We start from the raw sequence: 26092 nt of genomic DNA on the forward strand, positions 1-26092 counted from the left end.
CGCACTAAGGTGCCTGCATGACGAGCCTCGCGCTTCCTTCCGAGCTGTCCGCGGCCGACGGCGAACGGCGACGTCGCCTCCGCGTTATGCGGACGGTCGCCACGTCGCTGCTCCTGCTCGCCGCCGTCGTCTTCCTCCTGACGCGCGACGGTGAGGGGTGGGTGGGCTACGTGCACGCCGCCTCCGAGGCTGCGATGGTGGGCGCGATCGCGGACTGGTTCGCCGTCACGGCGTTGTTCAAGCGCCCGCTCGGTCTACCGATCCCGCACACCGCGCTCGTGCCGCGCAAGAAGGAGCAACTCGGGGCCAGTCTTCAGGAGTTCGTCAGCGAGAACTTCCTGCGACCGGAGGTGATCCGCGAGCGCGTGGATCAGGCCGGTGTGTCGGTTCGTCTCGGCCGGTGGCTCGCCGACGACGCGCATGCCCGACGGCTCGTCGACGAGGGGTCCGACATTGCGGCGGACGTCCTCGCCGCCATCGATCCTGCGGACGTCGAGGCGGTGCTGACGGACATGATCATCCTGCGCATCCTCGAGGAGCCGTTGAGTCCGGCCATCGGTGAGCTGCTCGCTGAGGTCGTCCGGGAGGAGGCCCATCATGGGCTCGTCGACCTGGTCCTCGACGAGTTGGGCGGGTGGATGGACCGGCATCCTGATCGGCTCACCGCGCTCGTGACGGAACGGGCGCCGAGTTGGTCACCGGAGTGGGCTAACCGGCTCGTCGCCGATCGTCTCGTGCGGGAAGCGCGCTCGTGGGTCGACGACATCCGCACGGACCCGCAGAGTAGCGCGCGACGAGCGCTGGACCAGTGGCTCGCGGAGGTGGCCGAGGATCTCCAGCACGACCCGGAGACGGCCGCAGCCGCCGAACGGCTCAAGCAACGGCTGCTCACCCAGCCCAAGACCCTGGCGACGGCCGTGCGGCTGTGGGACACCCTGCGGATCGCGATCATCAGTGCGCTCCGCGATCGCGACGGACTTCTGCGCCGGCGGTTCCACCAGGAGGTCGTGCACTTCGCGGAGCGACTCCAGCACGACGCGGCCCTGCGCGAGCGCGTCGATCGCGTCGCGCGTGACGCGTCCGGCGCGATCGTGGGGCGCTACGGAGGCGAGATCGCGACGGTCATCTCCGCGACGGTCGATCGCTGGGACGGCCGCGAGACGGCGCGGCGGATCGAGCTGCACGTCGGGCGGGACCTGCAGTTCATCCGGATCAACGGGACGGTCGTGGGCGGCCTGGTGGGCGTGCTCATCCACGCCGCGACGACGCTGCTCTGACTCAGGCCGAGACGAGGGCCCGCACGTCGTCGGACAACTTCGTCAGCTCGGCCTCGGCGAGGGCGCGCGTGGTGTCAGCGGTTCCGGCCCAGTCGACCACGATCTGCAGGTAGCACTTCAGCTTCGGCTCGGTGCCCGATGGACGGACGATGACGCGGGCGCCGCCGGAGAGGCCGAGGCGGACACCGTCGGTGGGCGGAAGGCCGGCGTATCCCTCGGCCAGATCATCGATGGCGTGCACCGCCCGGCCGCCGAGTTCGCGCGGCGGGGTAGCGCGGACCCGCTCCATCAGCGCGTCGAGTTCCGCGACGTCGCTGACGCGCAACGCGACCTGGCCTGTGGCGTGCCATCCGTGTTCGGCGTAGATCTGTTCGAGTCGACGCAGCAGGTTCGTGCCTTGCGCGTGCAGCCGGGCCGCAAGGTCGAGCACCACGAGCGCAGCGCTGATCCCGTCCTTGTCCCGCGCGATCTGCGGGGCCACGCAGTACCCGAGGGCCTCCTCATAGCCGAACGCGAGTCCTGGCACCTTGCCGATCCACTTGAAGCCGGTCAAGGTCTGCTCCCACGGCTGCTGACGAGCGGCGGCGAGGCGCCCCACCAGGTCCGACGACACGATGGACGCCGCGTACGTTCCCTGCACGCCGTCGCGAAGCCGCGCGTCGGCCACGAGCGCACCGAGCTCGTCGCCGGTGAGCATCCGGTATCCGCCGGACGGCAGTCGCACTCCAACGGCACACCGGTCGGCGTCCGGGTCGTTCGCGATGACGAGCGCGGCGTCCATCGCCTCAGCTTCGGCGAGGGCGAGGTCCATCGCGCCCGGCTCCTCGGGGTTCGGGAACGTGACGGTTGGGAAGTCGGGGTCGGGTTGCGCCTGCGCCGCGACGACGCGCAGCGGAGCGAATCCTGCCTGTGCCACCGCCTGGCTCAGCACCTCGTAGCCGACGCCGTGCAGCGGCGTGTAGACGACCTCCAGGTCACGGCGCTCTCGGTCGCCGACGAGGCTGACGACCTGCGCGACGTACGCATCGACGAGGTCGTCGCCGGCCACGGTGAACGCCTCGGAACGCGGCAGCGTGTCGACCGGGCCGACCGCCGCGATGTGTGCCGCGATCTGTGCGTCCACGGGAGCGGTGATCTGGCTCGAGTCCGCGAGATAGACCTTGTACCCGTTGTCGCGCGGCGGATTGTGCGACGCGGTGACCATGATCCCGGCGCTACAGCCCAGGTGACGGATCGCGAAGGCGAGCACCGGCGTGGGCAAGGCTCGGGGGAGCAGTGTGACGCGGACGCCGGCTCCCGCGAGAACCTCGGCGGTGTCGCGGGCGAATCGGCGAGACTGGTGCCGTGCGTCGAAACCGACCACCACCGAGGGCGCGTCCTCCTGCTCGAGCAGGTGGTTGGCGAGGCCGCGAGCAGCCTGCATGACGACCACCCGGTTCATCCGGAGCGGACCCGGTCCCAGTTCCCCGCGCAATCCGGCGGTCCCGAACGCGAGGCGCCCGGCGAAGAGGCGCTCCAGTGCGGCGCGGTCGCGACGTTCGACCAACTGGCGCAGGTGCGATGCCGTGTCGGGGTCCGGGTCCTGGGCGATCCACGCGCGGGCCTGGTCAAAGACGTCCGGCGCGGTCACGCGGCGGCTCCTCCGATGCGCGGCAGCACGTCCGCCAGCAGGGTGCCCATGCGCGCGGCGGAGGCCCGGCCGGCTTCGAGTACCTCCGCGTGGTCGAGCGGCTGACCGCCGATTCCCGCCGCGAGGTTCGTGACGAGGCTGATGCCGAGGACGTCCAGGCCCGCCTCGCGAGCCGCGATGGCCTCCAGGACCGTGGACATGCCGACCAGCGACCCGCCGATGGCCCGCACCATCGCGATCTCCGCGGGCGTCTCGTAGTGCGGCCCCGGGAACTGCACGTACACGCCCTCGTCCAGGGTCGGGTCGACCTCGCGGACCAGTTCGCGCAGGCGCGGCGTGTAGAGGTCGGTCAGGTCGATGAAGTTGGCACCGGCGATCGGCGACGTGGCCGTGAGATTGATGTGGTCGCGGATCAGCACCGGCGTCCCCGGAGTCCATGACGGGTCGAGGCCTCCGCACCCGTTCGTCAGCACCATGGTCCGGACTCCGGCGGCTGCGGCGGTGCGGACGCCATGTACCACGGCTTCCACGCCCTTGCCCTCGTAGAAGTGCGTGCGGCCAAGAAAGACCAGCGCGTGGGTGTCTCCGATGGGGACGGAGCGGACGGTGCCGCCGTGCCCCTCGACGGCCGGCGCGGAGAAGTGCGGCAGTTCTGCGGCAGGGAACTCGGCGACCGGTTCGCCCAGTGCGTCGGCGGCGGGCAACCAGCCGGATCCCATGACGAGGGCGACGGTGTGATCGACGTTCCCGGTCTTCTCTCGGAGGACGTCGGCGGCTTCGCGGGCGCGGTCGTAGGCGTTCACCGGCCCACCCTACGACAGGAACGATCTCGATGGTGGGGTCCACGATGTGAGCGGGCCCGCACCGGAACTGGCACTTAGGTCTGCTTTACTTAGGGTGCCCTAGCCAAGGGCGACCTAACTCGAAGGAGTGCGATCCGTGGCCCCTCGTTCCGTTCGTCCGCTCGTGAGCCTCGCCGTCGCGGCGTTGGTGCTCGCGGGCTGTGGTGCCAGTGGTACGGCGTCGGACCCAGGTGAGGGTGCGGGGGAGCGGCTGCCGCTGGAGGAGTTGACCCCGGTCGCCGATCCCCGCGCGGTCGAAGGCCCCGCGACGGCCGTTCTCGGGGACCGAGCCGTCGAGCCGGTGGTGGAGAAGGCCCAACCGGCACTCCCGGTCACCGTCACCTCTCACGAGCGCGGCGGCGCCACGCAGCCGGTCACCGTCGAGGACGCCTCACGGATCGTCGCGTTCGACATGTCCGGGTCGATCGCGGCCACGGTCTGGGGTCTGGGGTTGGGCGATCGGCTCGTCGGCCGCGACCAGGCAGCCGGGTTCGCGGGCATCGAGGACGTCGAGGTCGTCACTAGCGGCGGACACGCCATCAACGCCGAAGCGGTCATGGCCCTGCGCCCGACGGTCATCGTCACCGACGGCTCTGTCGGTCCGCGCGACGTCGTCGAGCAGTTGCGCAGCGCGGGCGTCCCCGTCGTCTTCGTCGAGCGGGATCCGTCCATGACGGGAGCGGCCGAACTGGCGCGCTCGGTCGGGCAGGCCCTCGGCGTCGCGCAGGAGGGGGAGCAGCTCGCACAACGCATTCAGCGCGAGGTCGAGGCGGTCACGACCACGGTCGCCGAGCGGCTGGCCCCGGAGGAGCCGCTCGCGATCGCCTTCCTCTACATCCGCGGCGACGCGGGCATCTACTACCTGTTCGGCCGAGGGTCGGGAGCGGACGATCTCATCACCGCGCTCGGCGGCCGCGACATCGGCACGGAGAACGGGTGGGGCGAGTACACACCGCTCACCGACGAAGCGCTCGTTGCGGCCGACCCGGATGTCATCCTCGTGATGACGCACGGACTCGAGTCGGCCGGTGGCGTCGACGGGCTCATCGAGTCGAAGCCCGCCATCGCCGCGACGACCGCGGGTCGGAACCGCCGCATCGTCGACATGGCCGACGCCGACGTCCTCTCCTTCGGCCCTCGCTCAGCCGGCGTGATCGACGCGCTCGCTCGTGCTCTCTACACCGCACCGGACGCAGGCGGAGCATGAGAAGAGTCGTCGTCCTCGCCACGCTCACCGGCGCGCTGCTCGTCGGTCTCGTCGTCTCGGCGCGCGTCGGCCAGCTCCCGGTCAGCACCACCGACGTGGTGGGCGCGGCGCTCGCGCGCCTGGGAATCACGAGCGGTTGGGCGCCGAGCGACGAGGTCGTCGCCATGACGCTCGAGCAGATCCGCTTTCCGCGGGTAGCGCTGAGTGCGCTGGTGGGCGCCGCGCTCGCGGTCGGCGGAGCGGTCATGCAGGCGATCTTCGGCAATCCGCTCGCCGAGCCCGGTGTGGTCGGAGTCTCGTCCGGGGCGGCGCTCGGCGCGGCGGCGGCGATCGCGTCCGGCGTGAGCGTCGCGGGCGGGGCCGGCGTCGCGGCCGCGGCGTTTGTCTGCGGCTTTCTCGCGACCTTCCTGGTCTACGTGACGGCCCGCGCGAACGGGCGCACCGAGGTCGTCACGCTGTTGCTGACCGGCATCGCGGTCAATGCCTTCGCCGGTGCCGGCATCGCGCTGGTCATGTTCGTGGGCGACACCGCTTCGCGGGAGCAGATCGTCTTCTGGCAGCTGGGCAGCCTCAACGGTGCTCGCTGGCACGAGGTGGCCGTCGTGACCGCGATCGTGGTGCCGACGACCCTCATCGCGCTCGCACTCGCCCGCCGCTACGACCTTCTGAGCCTCGGCGAGCGCTCCGCGGCTCACCTCGGGGTCCGCGTCGAGGCGCTGCGCGTGGGCTCCATCGCTCTGGTGGCGTTGCTCACCGCAGCAGCTGTCGCCTTCGCAGGGATCATCTCGTTCGTCGGATTGGTGGTGCCCCACAGCATCCGCATGCTGCTCGGCCCAAGCCACCGGGGATTGCTCGCCGCGAGTGCCATCGCCGGCGCCGCGCTCCTGGTCTGGTGCGACCTGCTCGCCCGTACCGCCGTGGCGGGCGCCGATCTGCCAATCGGCATGATCACCGCGCTCATCGGCGGTCCCTTCTTCTTCGTCCTGATCCGACAGGCGCGCTCGCGGGCAGGGGGATGGGGATGACCGAGCTCACGTACCGGGTCCGCGACCTCACCGTCCGCCGCGGCGAGCGGTCCTTGCTCGACGGCGTGGACCTCGATGTCGCCGCGGGGGAGATGGTGGCGATCGTCGGCCCGAACGGCGCTGGAAAGTCGACGCTCGTCGCAGCGCTCGCCGGCGACGTCCGGCCCGAGGCGGGCACCGTGGAGTTCGACGGACGGCCGCTGGGCGACTGGCGCCCGCGCGACCTCGCCCGTCGACGTTCCGTGCTGTTGCAGTCGCACGCGGTGAGTTTCGGCTACACCGTCGACGAGGTCGTCGCGATGGGGCGCAGCCCGTGGCCCGCCGACCCCGAACGCGATGAGGCCGCCGTCGAACGGGCGATCGAGCGTGCGGACGTGGCGCACCTGCGCGCGCGCTCGTACCTCGCGCTGTCCGGCGGTGAGCGGGCGCGCGTGTCACTCGCGCGCGTGCTCGCCCAGGACACCGACGTGATGCTGCTGGACGAACCGACCGCGGCGCTCGACCTTCGCCACCAGGAGGACGTCCTGCGCTGCGCCGCCGAGGACGCGCAGGCCGGTCGAACGGTCGTCGTGGTCTTGCACGACCTGTCGCTTGCGGCCGCCTATGCCTCCCGTGTCCTCATGCTCGACCGCGGGCGGGTGGCGGCCCACGGCCTCCCTCGCGACGTACTCACCCCCGAGCGTGTCCGAACCGTCTACGGTATCGATATCGCGCTCCTTCACGGCCCCGACGGTTCACTGCTGGTCGTCCCGGACCGTCGTCCCACCCCCGAAAGGAACCGCTGATGCCCGCCACTATTCCCGAGACGGCCACGCCGCCGCTGTCGGTCCTCATGCGCGACGGCTCGGTCATCGAGCATCGAGAGGCCGAGAGCTCGGACTTCATGGCCACGATGCTCGACGGCCGCGTGAATGCGGCCGGATACACCGCGTACCTCGGTGCGTTGCGTCCCGTCTACGCGGCGCTCGAGGAGGTGGGACGCGAGCTGGCGGACCACCCGGTCGCGGGCCGCATCGTCGACTCGCGCCTCGACCGCCTCCCGGCGCTCGAGGCGGATCTGCAGTACTGGACCGCCCGCGCCGGTCACGCGCCCGTCGAGGCACCATCGCCGGCGGTCGTCGCGTACGCGGAGCGCCTGTTCGAGACCAGGAACGACCCCGCGCTCTACGTCGCCCACCACTACACCCGGTATCTCGGAGATCTCAGCGGCGGACAGGCGATCGGCCGGATCCTGGGGCGGACCTACGAGATCGAGCGCGGGGGACCGGGGCTGACGTTCTACGAATTCCCGCTCATCGAGAAGCCGAAGCCGTACAAGGACGGATACCGCGCCCGCCTCGACGCTCTTCCGCTTGCCAGCGAGGACCAGCAGCGGGTGGTCGAGGAGGTGCGTCTCGCCTTCGCGCTCAACGGTGCGGTGTTCAGTGAGCTGACGGATCGCCTCGACGAGTACACCGCCTGACCACGATTGGCTCTCGCCACCGGATCTACGGAAGAATGACCGCGTGACTCATGTGGCGATCATCGGAGGCGGTCCCGGCGGATACGAGGCGGCGTTGGTCGCCCGCAGACTCGGCGCGGAGGTGACCCTGGTCGAGCGCGAAGGGGTCGGCGGTTCGACGGTTCTCACCGACTGCGTCCCGAGCAAGACCCTCATCGCCACCTCGGATCTGCTGACGGAAGTCGGTTCCGCGGCGGAGCTCGGTGTGCAGATGCCGTCCACGGTCCGCGCGGACCTGGCGAGCGTCAACGCTCGTGTGCTCCGGCTCGCCGCAGCGCAGTCGCACGACATCGAGGAGCGCTTGGTCTCCGCGGGATGCCGCGTCGTTCGGGGCGAAGGGCGCATCGATGCACCCGGACGTGTCATCGTCCGCACCGCCGAGGGCGAGGAGACGCTCGATGCCGACGGCATCCTGCTGGCCACCGGCGCTCACCCGCGCGTGAGCGAGGACGCCCGACCCGATGGTGAACGCATCCTCACGTGGGAACAGGTCTACGGTCTGCACGACATCCCCGAGCACATGATCGTGGTCGGCTCCGGCGTTACCGGAGCGGAGTTCGCCAGCGCGTACACCGGGCTTGGGGCTCAGGTCACGCTCGTGTCCAGCCGCGACCGCGTGCTTCCCGGCGAAGACCCCGACGCCGCCAACCTCATCGAGAACGTCTTCACCCGTCGCGGCATGACCGTCATGGGCAACTCCCGCATGGCGTCGGTCGCGCGCGACGGCGATCGAGTGACCGTCACGCTCACGGACGGGCGTACCGTCGAGGGTTCGCACTGCCTCCTCGCGCTCGGCTCGATCCCCAATACGGCGGGTCTCGGCCTCGAGGAGGCGGGCGTGACGCTCGACGACGGCGGCTTCGTCGTGGTCGACAAGGTCTCGCGCACCTCGGTGCCCGGCGTCTACGCAGCAGGCGACTGCACGGGTGTGCTGATGCTGGCCTCGGTCGCGGCGCAGCAGGGCCGTATCGCGATGGCGCATCTGCTCGGCGACACCGTGAACCCGCTGCGTCTCGCTCATGTCTCGAGCAACATCTTCACGTCGCCGGAGATCGCCACCGTCGGCATCTCGCAGAAGCAGATCGAGGAACGTGGCATGCTCGTGGACACCACGATCCTGCCGCTGGCGGCGAACCCCCGCGCCAAGATGCAGGGCGTGCACGACGGATTCGTCAAGCTCTTCGCCCGCCAGGGCACCGGAACCGTCGTGGGCGGTGTGGTCGTCGGTCCTCGTGCGAGCGAGCTCATCCACCCGGTGTCGCTCGCCGTCTCGGCGCAGCTGACCGCCGATCACGTCGCTGAGGCGTTCACGGTCTACCCGTCGATGTCCGGATCCGTGGCCGAGGCGGCTCGACGGCTGCACCGACTTCTCTGAGCGTTTCGCGCTGCTGAACGAAACCACACGCGTGTGGTTTCGCAGGTCATCGCCTCGGGCTGGCGCTCGGAGCGTTCGTGGGGCAATAATCCTCGTTGACATCAGGATTCACATCCGTCACAGGCGCCACACGAATGGACTTCCCCCATGCATTCACGGCCTCGGATCGTGCGCTCCGGCGCACTCGTCGCGGCAACCGCGACCGCGCTGTTGCTCACGTGCGTCCAGCCCACGGCAGCAGAGCCCGCTGCTCCCGCACCCACGCCGACGCCCTCCTCGGCACCGGCCGATCAGGCACCGCCAGCGGAGCCCGCTCCTGAGCCGGCGCCGAGTCAGGAGGCCGACGCGGTCCCCACGACACCGCCGCCGGCCGGTGCGGCCGTGCTCGAAGCTCCCGCACCCGTGGAGACAGCAGACGACGCGATCTCGGACCTCGTCACCGTCGAGCAGACCCGCGCGCCCGCCGAGGTCGCGCGGATGTCCTCGGCGGACGCGGAGCCCATCATCGAGCAGACCGACGTCAAGCCGTTCCGCATGGCGGGCGTCAACTGGTCCGCCGATCCTGCGCTCACCGACATCGAGGTCAAGGTCCGCGTCCGGATCGCCGGGGCGTGGGGTGAGTGGCAGGAACTGCCGATCTCCGATTACGAGGAGGTGCCGTCCTCGACCGACCCGCTGTGGACCGAGGAGGCCGACGGCATCGCCGTCCAGGCGACGTCCGCGCAGGGCCCGCTGCCCGATGTGGAGATCACCACGATCGATCCGGGTCCGGAGACGGTCGACACACCCGCGGTCTACCTCAAGGAGATGGACGCCGACACTGTCGAGACCGCCACGGTGAGCCGTCCCCCGATCATCTCCCGTGCCGGCTGGGGGGCCGGATCAGGAACGTCCTGCGACGCCACGCGGGGCTCGATGCGCGGCATCGTCATTCACCACACAGCCGGTGCGAACAACTACTCCAAGAGTGAGTCGGCCGCCATCGTGCGGGCGTACCAGACCGACCACATCGTGCGTCAGGGCTGGTGCGACATCGGCTACAACTTCCTGGTCGACAAGTACGGTCAGATCTTCGAGGGCCGTGCCGGCAGCATCACGCAGCACAAGCGCGGTGCCCACGCCGGCGTCGGTGTCGTCAACGACAACACGACGGGCATCTCGATGATGGGCAACTTCGAGACCGCCGACATCCGCACGGGGGAGTGGGCCACGCTGCGCAGCACGACCGTGCGGCTCGTCGCCTGGCGGCTGCAGCAGTTCGGTCTGACCGCGCTCTCGCGGGTCACGTTCAACGGACAGACCAACTTCACGGTGAGCGGACACCGCAACTGGATGGCCACCGCCTGTCCCGGGCGCTACGGCATCGCGTGGCTCGACGCGTCGAACGGCCTGCGGTACGAGGTCGACCAGCTGATGTTCTACTCGAACCAGCCGCCGGCACCGGAGCCGACGCTGGTGCGAGGCCTTCGCGCCGACGGCGCGCAGGCGGACAGCATCACGTTGCGCTGGAACGCCTTCTCCGGCGCCGCCTCGTACCGGCTCTACGTCTCGACCTCGTCCGCGCGCCCGACGACGTGCGGCGGCAACTGCCATGACGTTCCCGGAAACGAGCTTTCCCGGACGCTGACCGGACTCCAGCCGGACACCACCTACTACGCACGGGCTGTGGCGCTCGACTCCAAGGGACAAGCCCTGAGTGAGTGGCACGCGACGCCGTTGACGATCAAGACGTCACCACTCGTGCGGGGGTTGCGCCTTGACGGAGCCCAGTCGGACCGCCTCACCCTGCGCTGGAACGCGTTCTCGGGAGCGGCGACGTACCGGCTTCACATCTCGACCTCTCCGGCACGGGTGTCGTCGTGTGGAAGCAACTGCCAGGACGTCCCCGCGAGCCACGTGAGTCGTACGGTCACCGGGTTGCAGCCCAACACCACGTACTACGCGCGGGTCGTCGCGTTGGACGGCAGCGGGCGTGCCCTCAGCGACTGGCATCCCACCGCGTTGACGGTGAAGACCACGGCACCGACGTCGGCTCTCGTCCGGGGGCTTCGGACCGAGGGTCCGTCGTCGGACCTCGTGACGCTGCGGTGGAACGCGTTCGCCGGTGCCGCACGCTATCAGGTGGTGCTGGGCGGGTCCTCGAGCGCGATGAGCAAGGGAACCTGTGGCGACGGCTGCCAGGGCACCAATGTCTCGGGTACGAGCACGTCCGTCGACATCAAGGGTGTGCAGGCGGGGTCGACGTACTACGCCAACATCATCGCGCTCGACAGCAGCGGGCGGGCCCTGTCGGCGTGGCACACCGTCCCGCTCACCGTGCGCACCCTTCCCGTGGTGCGCGGGCTGCGCGCCGAGAGCGTCCAGTCCGACCGGATGACCCTGCGGTGGAACGCCCAATCGGGTGCGAGCAAGTACTGGCTGCACGTCTCGACCTCACCGAAGCGTCCGGGCCTGCTCTGCGGAACGGACTGCCAGGAGGTGTCGGGCACGACGCTCTCGCGCCAGCTCACGGGTCTCGACCCCAACACCACGTACTACGCCACCGTCATCGCGGTCGACGCCAAACGAGAGCCCATCAGCTGGTGGCACGCGACGCCGCTCAAGGTCGCGACGCCGCAACTGACGGACCTGGTTCGTGGTCTGCGTACCGACGGCCTGCAATCCGATCTCATGACGTTGCGCTGGAACGCCTTCACGGGCGCTGCGTCGTACCGTGTGGTGGTCGGTCGGACGGCGGCCGCCGCGTCGGGCACGTGCGGCTCGGGCTGCGAGCAGAAGACGGTGACCGCGCCGACGACGACGCTGGCGGTCAAGGACCGCGATCCGGGCGCCACCTACTACGCGAACATTCAGGCGCTCGACAGTGGCGGTCGGGCGATCTCCGCGTGGCACACCGCACCACTGACCGTCCGGACGTTGCCCCTGGTGCGAGGACTGCGGCTCGACAGCGCCGACGGCGACCGGCTCGCCCTGCGGTGGAACAGCTTCTCGGGGGCCGCGAACTACTGGGTCCACGTGTCGACGTCTCCGAACCGGCCGGGCGCCTCGTGCGGGTCCGGCTGTCAGGTCGTGCCGGCGGGTCAGCTGAGCCACGTTCGCACGGGGCTGAAGCCCACGACCACGTACTACGCCACGGTCGTCGCCGTCGGCGCCAACGGCCAGCCGTTGAGCGGTTGGCACGCTAACCCGTTGAAGCTGGCGACGACCACGGCGCAATCGGCGCTCGTGCGAGGACTGCAGACGAGCGGCCTCCAGTCCGACCGCGTGAGTCTGCGCTGGAGCACGTTGAGTGGCGCGTCGCGCTACCGGGTCATCGTCGGCGCCTCCGCGGCAGAGATCCGTTCGGGCGTCTGCGGCAACGGCTGCGTGGAGGCGTCGGTCACCGCGCCCACGACGACGGCGGCGCTCGGCGGCGTTACCGCCGGATCGACGCAGTACGCGAACATCCAGGCCTATGATGGGAGCGGACGGGCGATCACTGCGTGGCACACGACGCCGCTGACCGTGCCGACGCTTCCGCTCGTGCGTGGGCTGCGCGCCGAGAGCCTGCAGTCCGATCGCGCCACGCTGCGCTGGAGCGGCTTCTCCGGTGCCGCCCAGTACTGGGTGCACGTGTCGACGTCCTCGGCTCGTCCCGGCGCCGCGTGCGGCAGCGGGTGCCAGGTCGTTCCGGCGTCCGAGCTCGCGCGAGCCGTCACCGGGCTGCGCGCGTCGACCACGTACTACGCCTCCGTCGTGGCCGTCGGATCCAACGGACAGCCCGTGAGCGGGTGGCACCACACGTTATTGAGTTTCCGGACGCCCGCCGCCTCGACGAACGACGTCAACGTCGGCTACGTGCGCAATGGGAGTCTCACCGTGAAGGGACACGGTTACGGCCACGGCATCGGGATGAGCCAGTTCGGCGCGCTCGGTGGCGCGCGGGCTGGGAAGAGCTACCGAGAGATCCTGGGGCACTACTACTCAGGGACCTCGATCGGCACGCATTGGACGAACATCCGGGTGCAGATCACGGCCGCGACGTCGCCGGACCTGACGATCCTCGCCCGTGGTGACATCACGTTCCGCAACGCGGCCGGTCGCAGCGAACGTCTGCCTACCTCCGTGAGCGGTCGCGCTGTCGAACGCTGGCGCATCACCTACGTCGGCGGAGACGCGACCAGCTCCAAGCTGCAGTATCTGCACCAGGGGACCTGGTACAACCACGGTGTCGGCTGGCGCGGCAACGGTGAATTCGACGTTCCCGGAGGCCAGGCGAACACCTTGGTCCTCCCCAACGGTTCCCAGGTCCGATACCGTGGCATCCTGCGATCCGCTGTGCCGAGCGCTGGCTCGACACAGCGGGTGACGGTCAACGTCGTCGCGCTCGAGGACTACGTGCGCGGCGTCGTGCCGCGCGAGATGCCATCGTCATGGCCCCAGGAGGCGGTCAAGGCGCAGGCGCTCGCGGCGCGCAGCTACGCCGTCTCGACGATGCGCCCGTCGCACTACTTCGACGTCTGCGACACCACGGCCTGCCAGGTGTACGGCGGGGCGAGTGCGGAGCAGAGCGGCTCGAACCAGGCGATCGACGCCACCGCCGGCCAGATCGTGACCTACAACGGCCGGGCCGCCTTCACCCAGTTCTCGAGCTCCTCGGGCGGGTTCACCAACCAGACCGCCAACCTCGCAGCACACCCGTATCTGCGCGCGGTGAACGACCCGTGGGACGACACGCCGGGCAACAACAATCACGCCTGGACGCAGGAGGTCGCGGCGTCGCGTATTCAGTCGTCCTACCCGCAGATCGGCACCCTGGAGAAGGTGCGGATCACCCGACGCAGCGGCAACGGTGCGATGGGCGGTCGCGCCTGGGACATCCACCTTGACGGCTCACGCGGCTCGGTCCAGATCACCGGCAATGCCGCGCGCTCCGTGTTCGGTCTCAAGTCCGACTGGTTCGGCTTCTAGACACCTCGCAACGACGAAGGGCCGCTCCCGTGGGAGCGGCCCTTCGTCGTGTGGGGAACTCAGGCGTCCTTGATCTCGCAGATCACGGCGCCGGCACCGAGCGTGGCGCCGACCTCCGTCGTGAGACTCGTGACCGTGCCGGCCTTGTGCGCGTTGATCGGCTGCTCCATCTTCATCGCCTCGATGACCAGGATCAGTTCGCCCTCGGCGACCTCCTGGCCGTCCTCGACGGCGAGCTTGACGACGGTACCCTGCATCGGCGACGTCAGAGCGTCGCCACTGACAGCCGCGCCCGCCGATCCGCCGGCCTTGCGCTTGGTCTTCTTCTGGCTTCCGCCGGCAACCGCAGCCGAGGCGCCCAGGCCGCCCGGAAGCACGACCTCGACACGCTTGCCGCCGACCTCGACGACGACGCGCTCACGCTCGCCAGCCTCGTCGCCTTCGGCGGCCGGGCCAGCGTAGGGCTCGAGCTGGTTGTCGTAGTCGGTCTCGATCCACGTCGTGTAGACGTCGAAGGAGCCGTTCTCCGCGGTGTAGGCCGGATCGCGCAGCACGCTCTTGTGGAACGGGATGACCGTCGGCATCCCGTCGACGACGAACTCGTCCAGCGCGCGACGCGAACGCTCGATCGCCTGTTCACGGGTGGACCCGGTGACGATGAGCTTGGCGACGAGGGAGTCGAAGGAGCCCGGGATCGTCTCACCGACGACGTAACCGGAGTCGACGCGAACGCCGGGTCCTGACGGCGGCTCCCAGGCTGTGAGCGTTCCGGGGGCGGGCAGGAAGTTACGGCCGCCGTCCTCGGCGTTGATGCGGAACTCGATCGAGTGACCGCGGATCTCCGGGTCGTCGTAGCCGAGTTCCTCGCCCGCGGCGATGCGGAACATCTCGCGCACGAGGTCGAGTCCGGTGACCTCCTCGGAGACCGGGTGCTCGACCTGGAGGCGGGTGTTGACCTCGAGGAAGCTGATCGTCCCGTCGGCGGCCACGAGGAACTCGCACGTGCCGGCGCCGACGTAGCCGGCTTCCTTCAAGATGGCCTTCGAGGAGCTGTAGAGCCGCTCGAGCTGCTCGTCGCTCAGGAACGGCGCCGGGGCCTCCTCGACGAGCTTCTGGTGGCGTCGCTGCAGCGAGCAGTCGCGGGTCGAGACGACGACGACGTTGCCGTGCGTGTCGGCGAGGCACTGGGTCTCGACGTGCCGCGGCTTGTCGAGGAACTTCTCGACGAGGCACTCACCGCGCCCGAAGGCGGCGACCGCCTCGCGAACGGCCGATTCGTAGGCCTCGGGGATCTCCTCGCGGGTGCGTGCGACCTTCAGGCCACGGCCGCCACCGCCGAACACCGCCTTGATGGCGATCGGGAGTCCGACCTCGTCGGCGAAGGCGAGGACCTCGTCGGCGTCCTTCACCGGGTCCTTCGTCCCCGGTGCGAGAGGCGCCTCGGCCTTCTGGGCGATCTGCTTCGCCTTGGCCTTGTCGCCGAGAGCGTCGATCGCGGCCGGCGGGGGACCGATCCAGATCAGTCCGGCGTCGATGACGGCCTGCGCGAAGTCCGCGTTCTCGGCGAGGAAGCCGTACCCGGGGTGCACGCTGTCGGCACCGCTGCGCTTCGCGACCGCGATGATCTTCTCGATCGAGAGGTACGAGTCCGCTGGCGTGGCGCCGTCGAGTGAGTAGGCCTCGTCCGCGAGCCGTACGAAGAGAGCGTCGCGGTCGGGTTCGGCGTAGACGGCTACGCTGCCGATCCCGGCGTCCTTGGCCGCCCGGATCACTCGGACGGCGATCTCACCGCGGTTGGCGATCAGTACCTTCTTCAACGGCGTCGTCACGTGAACTCCTTGTCGTCGACACAGCAGCGCGGGCTGCAGAGCGAGTCTAGGGCGTACGGCGCCGGTGCCGTGTCCCAGGTCTCATATTGCGAGGGTGCCCGCGGCCGCCCCTGCGACTCAGGCGCGCTGAGCTTTCCCTGCCGCGCCAGGGGAAGTGGCTGCACGAGGTTAACGAGTGTTAACCTCGTCACATGGACTTCGAACTGTCCCGGGAACACGAGGATTTCCGGCACGTCGTGCGCGACTTCGCGCAGGAACACATCGCCCCTCACGTCGCCGAATGGGACAGGCAGCACCACTTCCCGGTCGAGACCGTACGGGCGATGGGCGACCTCGGGCTGTTCGGCCTCACCGCCTCACCGGAGTACGGGGGAGCGGGCGCGGACTTCACCAGCCTGTGTGTGGCCATCGAGGAGCTCGGACGGGTCGACCAGTCGCTGGGGATCACGCTCGAGGCGGCCGTGGGTCTCGGAATCAACCCCATCGCCACCTTCGGCGACGAGAAGCAGCGCGAACGGTGGCTCCCCGATCTCGTCGCCGGCCGTGCGCTCGCCGGATTCGGTCTCACGGAGCCAGGCGCCGGCTCCGACGCGGGGGCCACTCGCACGCGCGCCGAACTCGACGGGGACAGCTGGGTGATCAATGGTGCCAAGCAGTTCATCACCAACTCCGGCAGCGCGCTCACGTCGCTCGTCACCGTGACCGCGCGCACTGGAACCACACCGGACGGCCGTCCCGAGATCTCCGCCATCACCGTCCCGGCGGACACGCCCGGCTTCGTGGCCGAACCTGCCTACGACAAGCTCGGATGGCACATCAGCGACACGCACCCGCTCACGTTCACCGACGCGCGAGTGCCCGCCGACCACCTGCTCGGCGACCGCGGGCGGGGCTATGCGCAGTTCCTCGCGACTCTCGACGACGGCAGGGTCGCGATCGCCGCCCTGGCGGTCGGTCTCATCGAGGGGTGTCTGGAGCTGTGCACGCAGTATGCGGGGGAGCGGGAGACCTTCGGCCGGCCCATCGGCACCCGTCAAGGCGTCGCCTTCCAGATCGCGGACCTCGCCGTGATGGCGCGTGCCGGTCGCGCACTGACGTACCAGGCCGCCGCGATGAAGGACGCCGGACGCACCGGCGCGGAGTTCAAGCAGGCAGCGGCCATCGCGAAGCTCTACACCTCGGAGGCCGCCGTCACCGCCACGCGCATCGCCACGCAGGTGTTCGGTGGCTACGGGTTCATGGAGGAGTACCCGGTCGCGCGGTTCTATCGCGATGCCAAGATCCTCGAGATCGGCGAGGGCACGAGCGAGGTGCAACGGATGCTCATCGCCCGCGGCCTGGGTCTGCCGGTCGAGTGAGCGTTATCCGGCGTCCTGACGGCGCCGGACGAGGATCGTGACCACGGCCCCCGCGACCGCGACGAGAAGAACTCCGGCGACGGCCACGGTGGTCCACGGCGTGCCGGCCGACGGCTCCTCGGCGGTGTCCGCGACTGCGGCCCCTTCCTGGCCATCGCCGTCGCTCCCGCCCGCCGCCGGCGTCGCGTCGGCCGCTGCCGCCGCGAGCCGGAAGTCGGCGGACGGGGCCGTGAGTCCGGCGACGTCCTCGTACTCGGGGGCGGCGCCGTCACCGCTCGACGTCCGCTTGAGAGTGAGGGTGTACGGCAGGTTGGCATCATCGCCGCGGACGTTGTAGACGACCTGGACGTAATGCACGCCGGCCAACTGGGCCCCTTGTTCGGCCGCAGAGGTCGACGTGCGCTGGGACGGGGCGATCGGGTAGGACTGGGCGCCGGTACGGAACGGACCGTTCTCTCGAGTGTTGGCCAAGGCGCCCGTGCTCCAGTCCTCCGGTTCCTTCGTCCAGAACGAGATCGAGTTCTCTGCGCGCAGCGGGTTCACGATGGAGACCTCGATACCGCTGCCCGCGCCTGCCGCTCGGCGGACGGCGTCGGTCAGTTGAGCGTCCAGCTGGGCCTGCAGACTCTCCCCCCAATCGAGCGGGATTCCGAGGACCTGGGTCTCGCCCGGGTTGATGTCGAGCGCGTACGTGCCCTCGTCCACGATCGGTGCGTTGGCGTTGCTGGTGCCGGGAACCACGTCGCGCGTGGCGTCCCCCGGTTCGAGCGCCGTCCATGCGGGCGCCTGGGGCGGGTCGGTGGTCGGCGCCTCGGCCAGAGGCGGCTCTTCATAGACCGCGAGCTCGACCGGCGCGCCGGCGAGTTCGATGCCGACCGTGCGGTCGATGCGGACGGTGACCTCATCGGCGGTGTTGCAGACGTCGTCGGGGTCTTCAACCCAGCTCGAGGTCGCTCCGTAATTGATGGGGCTCCGGGCTCCGATCCCGATGCCGTACGCAGTGGCGACATTGCACTGCTTCGGCCCGTAGTCCGCGTCGGCGTACACCGCGACGGCCAGGGCGTCGCCGACCGAACCCGCCACGCCGCGGAACACGGCGCCGACGTGGATGGTGCTGCCCGGAACGGTCCGTTCGACGCGCCAGTGGATCGGCTCCTCGTCAGGGATCGAGTCCAGGTAGCGCCCCTGAGTGATGGTGGGTGCGGCCTCCGGATCGGTCGTGCCCTCGACGGGAGTCCCGCCGAGGTCGAACGGGCGGGAGGCTCGGGTCGACGTGACAGTGAGGCTGCGGGTCAGGGACTCGGCGTCGTTCGCGTCGTAGTACGTGCCGCCGGCGCGCTCGGCGATGCACTGCAAGGTGTCGCGGGCGGCACCGGAGACGTCGAGGCCGACGACGTCGACACGCACGTCGACGCCCGAGCTCGCGATCTCACCGGCCACCTCGCACGGGTCGGGATCGCAGGTGGGCTCGCCGTCGGATACCAGGATGATGGATCGCTGGCCCGAATCGCCCAGGTCCGCCGCCGCTTCACGCAGAGCGTGGCTGGTGGGTGTCCAGCCGACCGGAGCGTACTCGTCGACCGCGGCGCGGAGGTCGTCACGGTTCTCGGTGCCCAGATCGACGACACGCTGTGAGTCGGTGCAGGCGGCGGGGTCGGTCTCGGCGACGTCGCTGGCCCCGAAGACCCGGAAGCCGACGCGCTGATCCGCCGGGAGTTCGTCGATGACGGTTCTCAACGCCTGCTTCGCCGCATCGATGCGGGTGCCGCCACCGCCGCCCGCGGGGTCTGCCATGGAGCCGGACGCATCCAGCACCAGCATCATGTCGCTCGGGGAGGCGTCCTCGGGCTCCTCGGCCACGGCCGGTGCGGCGAGCGCCGACCAGGCGAGGAGCAGGACGCCCACGACGACATAACTGCTTCGTTTCATGGGGCCCCCTCGATGACGGGTCGGTCTACCCGTTCGCGTCGTGTCCGTTCAGGTTCCACAAATCGGGCCACACGATACCCAGTTCCTGCACCATCTCGCGCAACAGCGGCAGGCTGAGACCGATCACGTTGTGGTGATCGCCCTCGACCCGGGTCACGAAGGCGCCGCCGATGCCGTCGATCGTGAACGCGCCGGCCACGTGCAGCGGCTCACCGGTCGCGACGTACGCGTCGATCTCTTCGTCGGTCACATACGCGAAATGCACGCGGGTGGCTGCGGCCCGCAGCACGACGTCGTCGCCGCGGCGCAGGCAATGGCCGGTATGAAGAACACCGGCGTTACCGCGCATCTCGCGCCAGCGTTGACGCGCTGTCTCAGGGTCGTGGGGCTTGCCGAGGATCTGACCGTCGAACTCCAGCACGGAGTCGCAGCCGAGAACGAGCCGATCGCGGTGACCGCTCGCCACAGCGTCGCACTTGAGCCGCGCCAGCTCGCTGGCGAGTCCGCTCGGGGTCGCGGCGACGACCTGGTCCTCGTCGACACCCGACACGATGACGTCCGGCTCGATGCCGGCACGTCGCAGGATCGACAACCGCGCCGGAGACGCGGAGGCGAGGATGAGCCGCATCGTCACCAGGCGCTGCGGCGCCACTGTCCGGGGCCGACGCGCAGCGGCGCGCGGTGCTGGCGGGCGGGGTGTCCCCACTCGGAGCGCACCGGCGCTGGACGCTTGGCGGCGGCGTGAGCGGCGGCCGCATTGCGCGCAGCGACGACGGCCACGAGAGCCGCGAGCTCCTCCTCGGTGAGGTCGCCACGGACCACGCGCAGGACCGGCTTCGCCGGGGTCGTCTCCTCGCTCACAGCGGGATGTTCCCGTGCTTCTTGGGCGGAAGGGTCTCGCGCTTGGTACGCAGCAGGCGCAGCGCCTTGGCGATCTCGGCCCGGGTGCGACTGGGACGGATGACCGCGTCCACGTAACCGCGCTCGGCGGCCACGTAGGGGTTGCACAGGGTGTCCTCGTACTCGGTCATGAGCTCGGCCCGACGCGCGTCCGGGTCCTCGGCGCCGGCGATCTCGCGGCGGTAGAGGATGTTGACGGCGCCCTGAGCACCCACCACGGCGATCTGCGCGGTCGGCCAGGCCAGGTTGACGTCCGCGCCGAGGTGCTTGGAGCCCATGACGTCGTAGGCGCCGCCATAGGCCTTGCGCGTGATGACCGTGACCAGCGGGACGGTGGCCTCGGCGTAGGCGTAGATCAGCTTGGCTCCGCGACGGATGATGCCGTTCCACTCCTGGTCCGTGCCGGGGAGGAAGCCCGGGACGTCGACGAACGTCAGGACCGGGATATTGAAGGCGTCGCACGTGCGGACGAACCGCGCGGCCTTCTCCGAAGCGTCGATGTCGAGCGTGCCCGCGAACTGCATCGGCTGGTTGGCCACGACGCCGACGCTGCGGCCTTCGACGCGGCCGAAACCGATGACGATGTTGGGGGCGAACATCGGCTGGACCTCGAGGAAGTCCTGGTCGTCGAGGACCGTCTCGATGACCGTGCGGATGTCGTACGGCTGGTTGGCCGAATCGGGAATGAGCGTGTCGAGCGCGAGGTCGGCGTCGTTGGGCTCGAGGTCGATGTCCTCGTCGTAGGCCTCGGGCTCCTCCATGTTGTTCTGGGGGAGGTAGCTGAGCAGCGCCTTGACGTACTCGATCGCGTCGGTCTCGTCCGCGCCCATGTAGTGGGCGTTGCCGCTCTTGGTGTTGTGGGTGCGCGCGCCGCCGAGTTCCTCCATCGTGACGTCCTCGCCGGTGACCGTCTTGATGATGTCCGGGCCGGTGATGAACATGTTGGAGGTCTTGTCGACCATCACGACGAAGTCGGTGACGGCGGGGGAGTAGACATGGCCGCCGGCGTTCGATCCCATGATGAGACTGATCTGGGGGATCACGCCCGACGCGTGGACGTTCCGGCGGAAGATCTCGCCGTACAGGCCGAGCGAGACGACGCCCTCCTGAATGCGGGCACCAGCACCCTCGTTGATCCCGATGATCGGGCACCCGGACTTGATCGCGAGGTCCATGACCTTGGTGATCTTCTCGCCGTACACCTCGCCGAGGCTGCCGCCGAAGATGCTGAAGTCCTGGCTGAAGACACAGACCTGGCGGCCGTCGATCGTGCCGTAGCCGGTGATGACACCGTCGCCGAGCGGCCGGTTCTCCGCCAAGCCGAAGGCGGTGGCACGGTGACGCGCGAAGGCGTCGAGTTCGACGAACGAACCTTCGTCGAGCAACTGCTCGATCCGCTCGCGCGCGCTCTGGCGCCCCTTGGCGTGCTGCTTCTCGGCGGCACGCTCCGCGACCTCGACAGTGGCCTCGTGCGTGCGGCGTTCGTGATCGGCGAGTTTGCCCGCGGTGGTGTGGAGCTCGGGATGCGCCTCGAGCTGGACGTCCGGTGCTGCGTCGGTCATGTGGCTTACCTTAGACCGTGTCTTCCTCACCGCATCGCCGTCCCTGTGATCTGCCCCGCACTCCGCTCGACGCCGTAGCGCTTCAGAACGCGCTTCGCGCGACCCGGTGGCAGCGCCTCGAGGTGACGGTCGAGTCACCCAGCACCAACGCCGAACTGGCGATCGCGGCGCGGTCCGGGGCGCCCTCGGGAAGCGTCGTCACGACCGATCATCAGGCGGCGGGTCGTGGCCGTCTCGACCGCACCTTCGTCATGCCGCCGATGTCCGGCATCGCGGTGTCGGCCCTCATCCGGCCGGAGGTCCCCCTCGCGCGGTGGAGTTGGCTGCCGTTGGTCGCGGGGCTCGCGGTCGCTGACACGATCGCCGAGGCGGGTGTTCGCGACGGCGGCATCAAGTGGCCCAACGACGTCCTCGTCGCGGGACGCAAGATCAGCGGGATCCTGCTCGAGCGGGTGGAGCCGCCCGCGGGATCGGGGCTGGCGGCCGCCGCGGTCATCGGGATGGGGGTCAACGTCAGCCTCAGCGAGGAGGAGCGGCCGGTGGAGACGGCCACCTCCCTGCTGTTGGAGGGCGCCGACCAACTCGACCGCACGGTGCTTGCCACCCGCTTGCTGACCCACCTGGATCGATGGCTCTCGGCGTGGGAGAACGACGACGAGAGCTTCGCCGCGCTGCGCGAAGCGTTCGTGCAGCGCTGCGTCACCGTCGGGCAGCACGTCCGGGTGATGCTGCCCGACGGGAGTCGCGTCGAGGGCACCGCGGAGACGGTGGACGAGTTCGGTCGCCTGGTCGTGGACGGGAAGCCGTTCAGCGCCGGCGACATCACTCACGTTCGTCCTGCCAGGTGACCTCCCGGGCGTGACAGAATCGTCACATGTCCCTTTCGGCCAAGCTGCTCCTCGACGGCGAGAACGTCGTGGAGGAGACCCGCACGCATGTCAAGGTGCTCGTCGTGCCGTTCCTCTTCGGCTTGGCCGTCATGGCGGTCGCGGGGTTCACCTACGGCGTGATCGGGGACGGCGGCGGCTCCTGGGCGCGCATCGCGGTCGTCGTGGTCGCTCTCGTGCTCTTCACCATCACCACGGTCATCCCGTTCCTGCGCTGGTACCTGTGGACCTACACGCTGACGAACCTGCGGATCGTCGAGCAGCGCGGAATCCTCACGCGGACCGGCAGGATCATCCCCCTCATGCGCGTCAACGACGTCAACTACGAGAAACAGCTCATCGACCGCATCCTGCGCTGCGGGACGCTCGTGATCCATGATGCGAGCCAGCAGGAGGGCCTGCGGCTGCACGACGTCCCGCGGATCGAGGAGTTCCACCGCAGCGTCAGCACGCTGGTGTTCGACAACCACCCATCCCATCAGGAGGTTCCCCGTGGCGAATCGAGCTGACGAGCGTGACGAACTCGTCTCGCTGATCCTCGGTTCGCGACTGGACCTGACCAGCGACGAGGTCGCGGAGAAGGGCGGCCTGTCGCCGGAGAACACCCGGCGACTGTGGCGCGCGCTCGGCTTTCCCGATCCGGGTGACTCGTCGGCGTTCGGCACGTCGGACGCCGAAGCGGTGGCGATCGTCGCCTCCGCGATCGAGAACGACATCCTCGCCGAGGACACCACCTTCCGGCTCACGCGCGCCGTCGGCCAGACCATGGCACGGCTCGCGGACTGGCAGGTCTCCACGCTGGTCGATCAACTGGAGCGCGACGTCGAGGAGGGCAAGGCCCAGAGCCGGCTCCAGGCGGCGATGGCGTTGGCGGCCACCGCCGGCCCGGCACTCGAGAAGCTCATGGTGCATGCGTGGCGCCGTCACCTGGCCGCCGCCGCATCGCGGTTGGAGGCGCAGGGCGCCGTCGACGAGGAACTGTTGTCGACCACGATGTCCGTCGGATTCGCCGACCTCTCCCGTTTCACCGCCTTGTCCAACGAGCTCGACGACGCGGCGCTCGCGCGCGTCGTCGAGACGTTCGAGAACCGTGCCACCGACCTGGTGACGTCGTACGGCGGCCGTGTCATCAAGACGTTGGGCGATGCCGTGCTCTACGTGTGCCCGGATCCCGTCCAAGCCACGCGGATCGCGCTCGAGATCGTCAAGCGACTGTCGACGAGTGAGGGCCTCCCGAGCTTGCGGGTGGGCCTGGCCACCGGCTCGGTCATCAGCCGCCTCGGCGACGTGTTCGGTCCTCCGGTCAACCTGGCCGCTCGACTTTCCCACGTGGCGCGCAGCAACCGCGTGCTCGTCGACACGACGACGGCGAACGCGCTCGGCGACGACTTCGAGACACGTGTGCTCCCGCCGCGGCTGCTGCGGGGTTTCGGCAACGTCTCGCCGATCACCGTCAGCGAGCGACGCGGCTTCCGCAGTCGCTGATCGTCCGCCTGCTGCGATCGATAGGCTGCTGGCGTGCCTGAACTCGCGGTGATCGGCGGGGGACAACTCGCCCGGATGATGCAGCAGCCTGCCATTGCCCTCGGGATCCGACTTCGGCTCCTGGCCGAGGGCCCCGACGTCTCGGCCGCCCAGGTCGTGGTGGACCACGAGGTCGGCGACTACACCGACCTCGACGCCTTGCACCGGATCACCGCGGGCGTCGGTGTCGTGACGTTCGACCACGAGCACGTGCCGCCGACCCACCTGCGCGCTCTGCAGGAGTCGGGGATCGCATGCCGTCCCGGGCCCCAGGCGCTCATCTACGCCCAAGACAAGGGCGACATGCGTGAGAAGCTGGCCGAACTGTCGCTACCGGCTCCTGCCTTCACCGTCGTCGACCCCGCTCAGCACGGTGAGGAGTCCGCCCGAGAGGCGCTCGTCGCGTTCGGCGACCAGATCGGCTGGCCCTTCATCGTCAAGACCACGCGCGGCGGGTACGACGGCAAGGGCGTCTGGAAGGTGACGTCGGCCGACGACCTCGACGAGCCGTTCGCCGCGGTCACGGCTTCGGGGGCCCGCTTGCTCGCCGAGGCGCTCGTGGACTTCAGGCGGGAGTTGTCGGCGCAGGTCGCGCGGCGCCCGTCCGGCGAGATGGTGGTGTACCCGGTCGTGGAGTCGCGCCAGCGCGACGGCATCTGCGTGGAAGTCACGGCGCCGGCGCCCGATCTCGATCCGGCGACGGCCGCCGAGGCCACGGCTGTCGCCACGTCAGTGGCCGAGGGCCTCGATGTCGTCGGCATGCTGGCCGTGGAGTTGTTCGAGACCCAGGACGGCCGAGTCCTCGTGAACGAGTTCGCGATGCGGCCGCACAACACCGGGCATTGGAGCATCGACGGCGCCGAGACGAGCCAGTTCGAGAACCACCTTCGGGCCGTGCTCGATCTTCCGCTCGGCTCACCCGCGCCGCGCCAGCCGTGGGCAGTGATGGTCAACATCCTCGGCGGCAGCGTGACCGACCTCGTGGCCCAGCGAGCCGTCGCACTCGCGGCCGAGCCGGATGTTCACATCCACCTCTACGGCAAAGAGGTCAAACCGGGCCGCAAGGTCGGACACGTCACGGCCACCGGCGACGACCTCGACGACGTGCTGCGCCGGGCCAGGCGGAGTGCGGCCATCCTGACGGACGGAGAAGAGACGGCATGAGCGACGCAACGCCCCGCGTGGGAATCGTGATGGGGTCGGATTCCGACTGGCCCACGATGCAGGCAGCCGGCGAGGCGCTCGCCGAGTTCGGTATCGCCTACGAGGCCGATGTCGTCTCCGCACACCGCATGCCCGCGGAGATGCTAGAGTACGGCCGGCGTGCCCACGAGCGTGGGCTCGAGGTCATCATCGCCGGAGCCGGCGGAGCGGCGCACCTGCCGGGCATGCTGGCGGCGGTCACGCCGTTGCCGGTCATCGGCGTTCCGGTGCCGTTGCGCTACCTGGACGGCATGGACTCCCTGCTCTCGATCGTGCAGATGCCCGCCGGCGTGCCGGTGGCCACCGTCTCGATCGGCAACGCGCGCAACGCCGGATTGCTGGCGGCGCGCATCCTCGCGGCCGGCGACGCCGAACTGACCGCGGCGATGCTGCGTTTCCAGGAGTCGCTCGCTGACACCGCCCGCGCCAAGGGCGCGGCGGTCCGCGACGCCGCTCAGCCGCGATAGAGGTTGGCCTCGTAGGCCGAACCGTAGTAGCGCTCCAACTCCTCGATCGAGTTCTCCGCGCCCTCGAGAGTCTTCGCGAGGCGAGCACGGGAGGCGACAGCCGTGGGATTCCACGTCTCGGGCTTCCACAGATGCGCGCGGAGGAACGCCTTCGCGCAGTGGAAGAACACCTGCTCGACCGCGACCTCCAGCAGGAGCCGCGGCACATGTCCGTCGACGGCGAACGCGTCGCGGTACGGCGCATCGGCGAGGATGCGAGCCCGGCCGTTCACTCGCAGCGTGTCGCCACGGCCCGGGATCAGGAAGAGCAGCCCCACGTGGGGGTTGCTGAGGATGTTGAGGAAGCCATCGGCGCGGCGGTTTCCCGGCCGTTCCGCGAGCGCGATCGTGCGGTCGTCGATGACGTGAACGAGGCGGCCGGCGGGATCCCCCTTCGGGGACACGTCGCAGCTCCCGTCCGGCGCGCTGGTCGCGACGAGGCAGAACGGCGACGCGGCCAGCCAGTCGCGATGCTCCGGGTGCAGGCGGTCGCGGTCCTTCGCAGCGGCACGCGGAAGTGGAACGCCGAGGATCTCGCGCAGTTCCTGCTCATCGGTGATCTCGACGGTCTCGCCCATGGCCGCAGC

General features: G+C 69.7%; 21 protein-coding genes. 13 read left to right on the top strand and 8 right to left on the bottom strand.

Features of this window, described 5'->3' with window-relative positions:
• The first annotated feature begins 17 nt into the window (after positions 1 to 17).
• Entirely contained in the window at positions 18 to 1277 is a 1260-nt protein-coding gene (locus EHW97_RS12410) for a DUF445 domain-containing protein (protein ID WP_124237492.1), read from the top strand.
• A 1-nt stretch (position 1278) separates the two neighbouring features.
• Here the strand turns inward: EHW97_RS12410 and EHW97_RS12415 are convergent, their stop codons facing one another.
• Positions 1279 to 2907, bottom strand: coding sequence for a phospho-sugar mutase (locus EHW97_RS12415; protein ID WP_124237493.1), 1629 nt, complete (start codon positions 2905 to 2907; stop codon positions 1279 to 1281).
• The gene (locus EHW97_RS12420; protein WP_124237494.1) at positions 2904 to 3710 is read right to left on the bottom strand and encodes a purine-nucleoside phosphorylase; all 807 of its coding nucleotides are present in this window, start codon (positions 3708 to 3710) and stop codon (positions 2904 to 2906) included. The genes EHW97_RS12415 and EHW97_RS12420 overlap by 4 nt, the downstream gene beginning before the upstream one ends.
• 136 nt (positions 3711 to 3846) lie before the next feature.
• On the opposite strand from EHW97_RS12420, the gene EHW97_RS12425 reads away from it, so the two are divergent.
• The 6 genes from EHW97_RS12425 (at position 3847) to EHW97_RS12450 (ending at position 13807) form a co-directional block, all read left to right on the top strand.
• Complete coding sequence (locus EHW97_RS12425) at positions 3847 to 4956, top strand: heme/hemin ABC transporter substrate-binding protein (protein WP_124237495.1); 1110 nt, start codon at positions 3847 to 3849, stop codon at positions 4954 to 4956.
• Entirely contained in the window at positions 4953 to 5981 is a 1029-nt protein-coding gene (locus tag EHW97_RS12430) for a FecCD family ABC transporter permease (protein WP_124237496.1), read from the top strand. Before EHW97_RS12425 ends, EHW97_RS12430 begins: the two co-directional genes overlap by 4 nt.
• Complete coding sequence (locus tag EHW97_RS12435; RefSeq protein ID WP_124237497.1) at positions 5978 to 6766, top strand: heme ABC transporter ATP-binding protein; 789 nt, start codon at positions 5978 to 5980, stop codon at positions 6764 to 6766. Before EHW97_RS12430 ends, EHW97_RS12435 begins: the two co-directional genes overlap by 4 nt.
• Complete coding sequence (locus tag EHW97_RS12440) at positions 6766 to 7443, top strand: biliverdin-producing heme oxygenase (protein WP_124237498.1); 678 nt, start codon at positions 6766 to 6768, stop codon at positions 7441 to 7443. Before EHW97_RS12435 ends, EHW97_RS12440 begins: the two co-directional genes overlap by 1 nt.
• 43 nt (positions 7444 to 7486) lie before the next feature.
• Positions 7487 to 8857: an NAD(P)H-quinone dehydrogenase gene (locus EHW97_RS12445; protein ID WP_124237499.1), complete on the top strand. Its 1371-nt coding sequence runs from the start codon at positions 7487 to 7489 to the stop codon at positions 8855 to 8857.
• Between the two features lie 147 nt (positions 8858 to 9004).
• Entirely contained in the window at positions 9005 to 13807 is a 4803-nt protein-coding gene (locus EHW97_RS12450; RefSeq protein ID WP_124237500.1) for a SpoIID/LytB domain-containing protein, read from the top strand.
• A 59-nt stretch (positions 13808 to 13866) separates the two neighbouring features.
• On the opposite strand, the gene EHW97_RS12455 is transcribed toward EHW97_RS12450, so the two are convergent.
• A complete protein-coding gene (locus EHW97_RS12455; protein WP_243696432.1) occupies positions 13867 to 15636 on the bottom strand; it encodes an acetyl/propionyl/methylcrotonyl-CoA carboxylase subunit alpha in 1770 nt (589 codons plus the stop codon).
• 191 nt (positions 15637 to 15827) lie between these two features.
• Here EHW97_RS12455 and EHW97_RS12460 point away from each other — a divergent pair, with 191 nt between their 5' ends.
• Positions 15828 to 16994: an acyl-CoA dehydrogenase family protein gene (locus tag EHW97_RS12460; RefSeq protein WP_124237501.1), complete on the top strand. Its 1167-nt coding sequence runs from the start codon at positions 15828 to 15830 to the stop codon at positions 16992 to 16994.
• Between the two features lie 3 nt (positions 16995 to 16997).
• Here EHW97_RS12460 and EHW97_RS12465 read toward each other — a convergent pair whose 3' ends face one another.
• From EHW97_RS12465 to EHW97_RS12480, 4 genes are read right to left on the bottom strand one after another with little or no spacing between them, the layout of a single operon-like run.
• On the bottom strand, positions 16998 to 18923 hold the full coding sequence (locus tag EHW97_RS12465) for a VWA domain-containing protein (protein ID WP_124237502.1): 1926 nt from the start codon (positions 18921 to 18923) through the stop codon (positions 16998 to 17000).
• Between the two features lie 25 nt (positions 18924 to 18948).
• Positions 18949 to 19551, bottom strand: coding sequence for a Maf family protein (locus tag EHW97_RS12470; protein WP_124237536.1), 603 nt, complete (start codon positions 19549 to 19551; stop codon positions 18949 to 18951).
• A gap of 2 nt (positions 19552 to 19553) precedes the next feature.
• The gene (locus EHW97_RS12475; RefSeq protein ID WP_124237503.1) at positions 19554 to 19784 is read right to left on the bottom strand and encodes an acyl-CoA carboxylase subunit epsilon; all 231 of its coding nucleotides are present in this window, start codon (positions 19782 to 19784) and stop codon (positions 19554 to 19556) included.
• The gene (locus EHW97_RS12480; protein ID WP_124237504.1) at positions 19781 to 21385 is read right to left on the bottom strand and encodes an acyl-CoA carboxylase subunit beta; all 1605 of its coding nucleotides are present in this window, start codon (positions 21383 to 21385) and stop codon (positions 19781 to 19783) included. The genes EHW97_RS12475 and EHW97_RS12480 overlap by 4 nt, the downstream gene beginning before the upstream one ends.
• A 17-nt stretch (positions 21386 to 21402) precedes the next feature.
• On the opposite strand from EHW97_RS12480, the gene EHW97_RS12485 reads away from it, so the two are divergent.
• The 5 genes from EHW97_RS12485 to purE are packed head-to-tail and all read left to right on the top strand — an operon-like array spanning position 21403 to position 25466.
• Positions 21403 to 22233, top strand: coding sequence for a biotin--[acetyl-CoA-carboxylase] ligase (locus tag EHW97_RS12485; RefSeq protein ID WP_124237505.1), 831 nt, complete (start codon positions 21403 to 21405; stop codon positions 22231 to 22233).
• Positions 22234 to 22259: 26 nt separating this feature from the next.
• Complete coding sequence (locus EHW97_RS15805) at positions 22260 to 22781, top strand: PH domain-containing protein (protein ID WP_124237506.1); 522 nt, start codon at positions 22260 to 22262, stop codon at positions 22779 to 22781.
• Positions 22765 to 23757, top strand: coding sequence for an adenylate/guanylate cyclase domain-containing protein (locus EHW97_RS12495; protein WP_243696433.1), 993 nt, complete (start codon positions 22765 to 22767; stop codon positions 23755 to 23757). The genes EHW97_RS15805 and EHW97_RS12495 overlap by 17 nt, the downstream gene beginning before the upstream one ends.
• 33 nt (positions 23758 to 23790) lie before the next feature.
• Complete coding sequence (locus EHW97_RS12500; RefSeq protein WP_279432318.1) at positions 23791 to 24960, top strand: 5-(carboxyamino)imidazole ribonucleotide synthase; 1170 nt, start codon at positions 23791 to 23793, stop codon at positions 24958 to 24960.
• The gene (gene purE / locus EHW97_RS12505) at positions 24957 to 25466 is read left to right on the top strand and encodes a 5-(carboxyamino)imidazole ribonucleotide mutase (RefSeq protein WP_124237507.1); all 510 of its coding nucleotides are present in this window, start codon (positions 24957 to 24959) and stop codon (positions 25464 to 25466) included. The genes EHW97_RS12500 and purE overlap by 4 nt, the downstream gene beginning before the upstream one ends.
• Here the strand turns inward: purE and EHW97_RS12510 are convergent.
• Positions 25454 to 26083, bottom strand: a complete 630-nt coding sequence (locus EHW97_RS12510) for a pyridoxamine 5'-phosphate oxidase family protein (RefSeq protein ID WP_124237508.1) — start codon at positions 26081 to 26083, stop codon at positions 25454 to 25456. The two genes, purE and EHW97_RS12510, sit on opposite strands and share 13 nt — an antisense overlap.
• Positions 26084 to 26092: the final 9 nt, after the last annotated feature.

It is taken from the genome of Aeromicrobium camelliae, assembly GCF_003850045.1.
GTDB lineage: Bacteria > Actinomycetota > Actinomycetes > Propionibacteriales > Nocardioidaceae > Aeromicrobium > Aeromicrobium camelliae.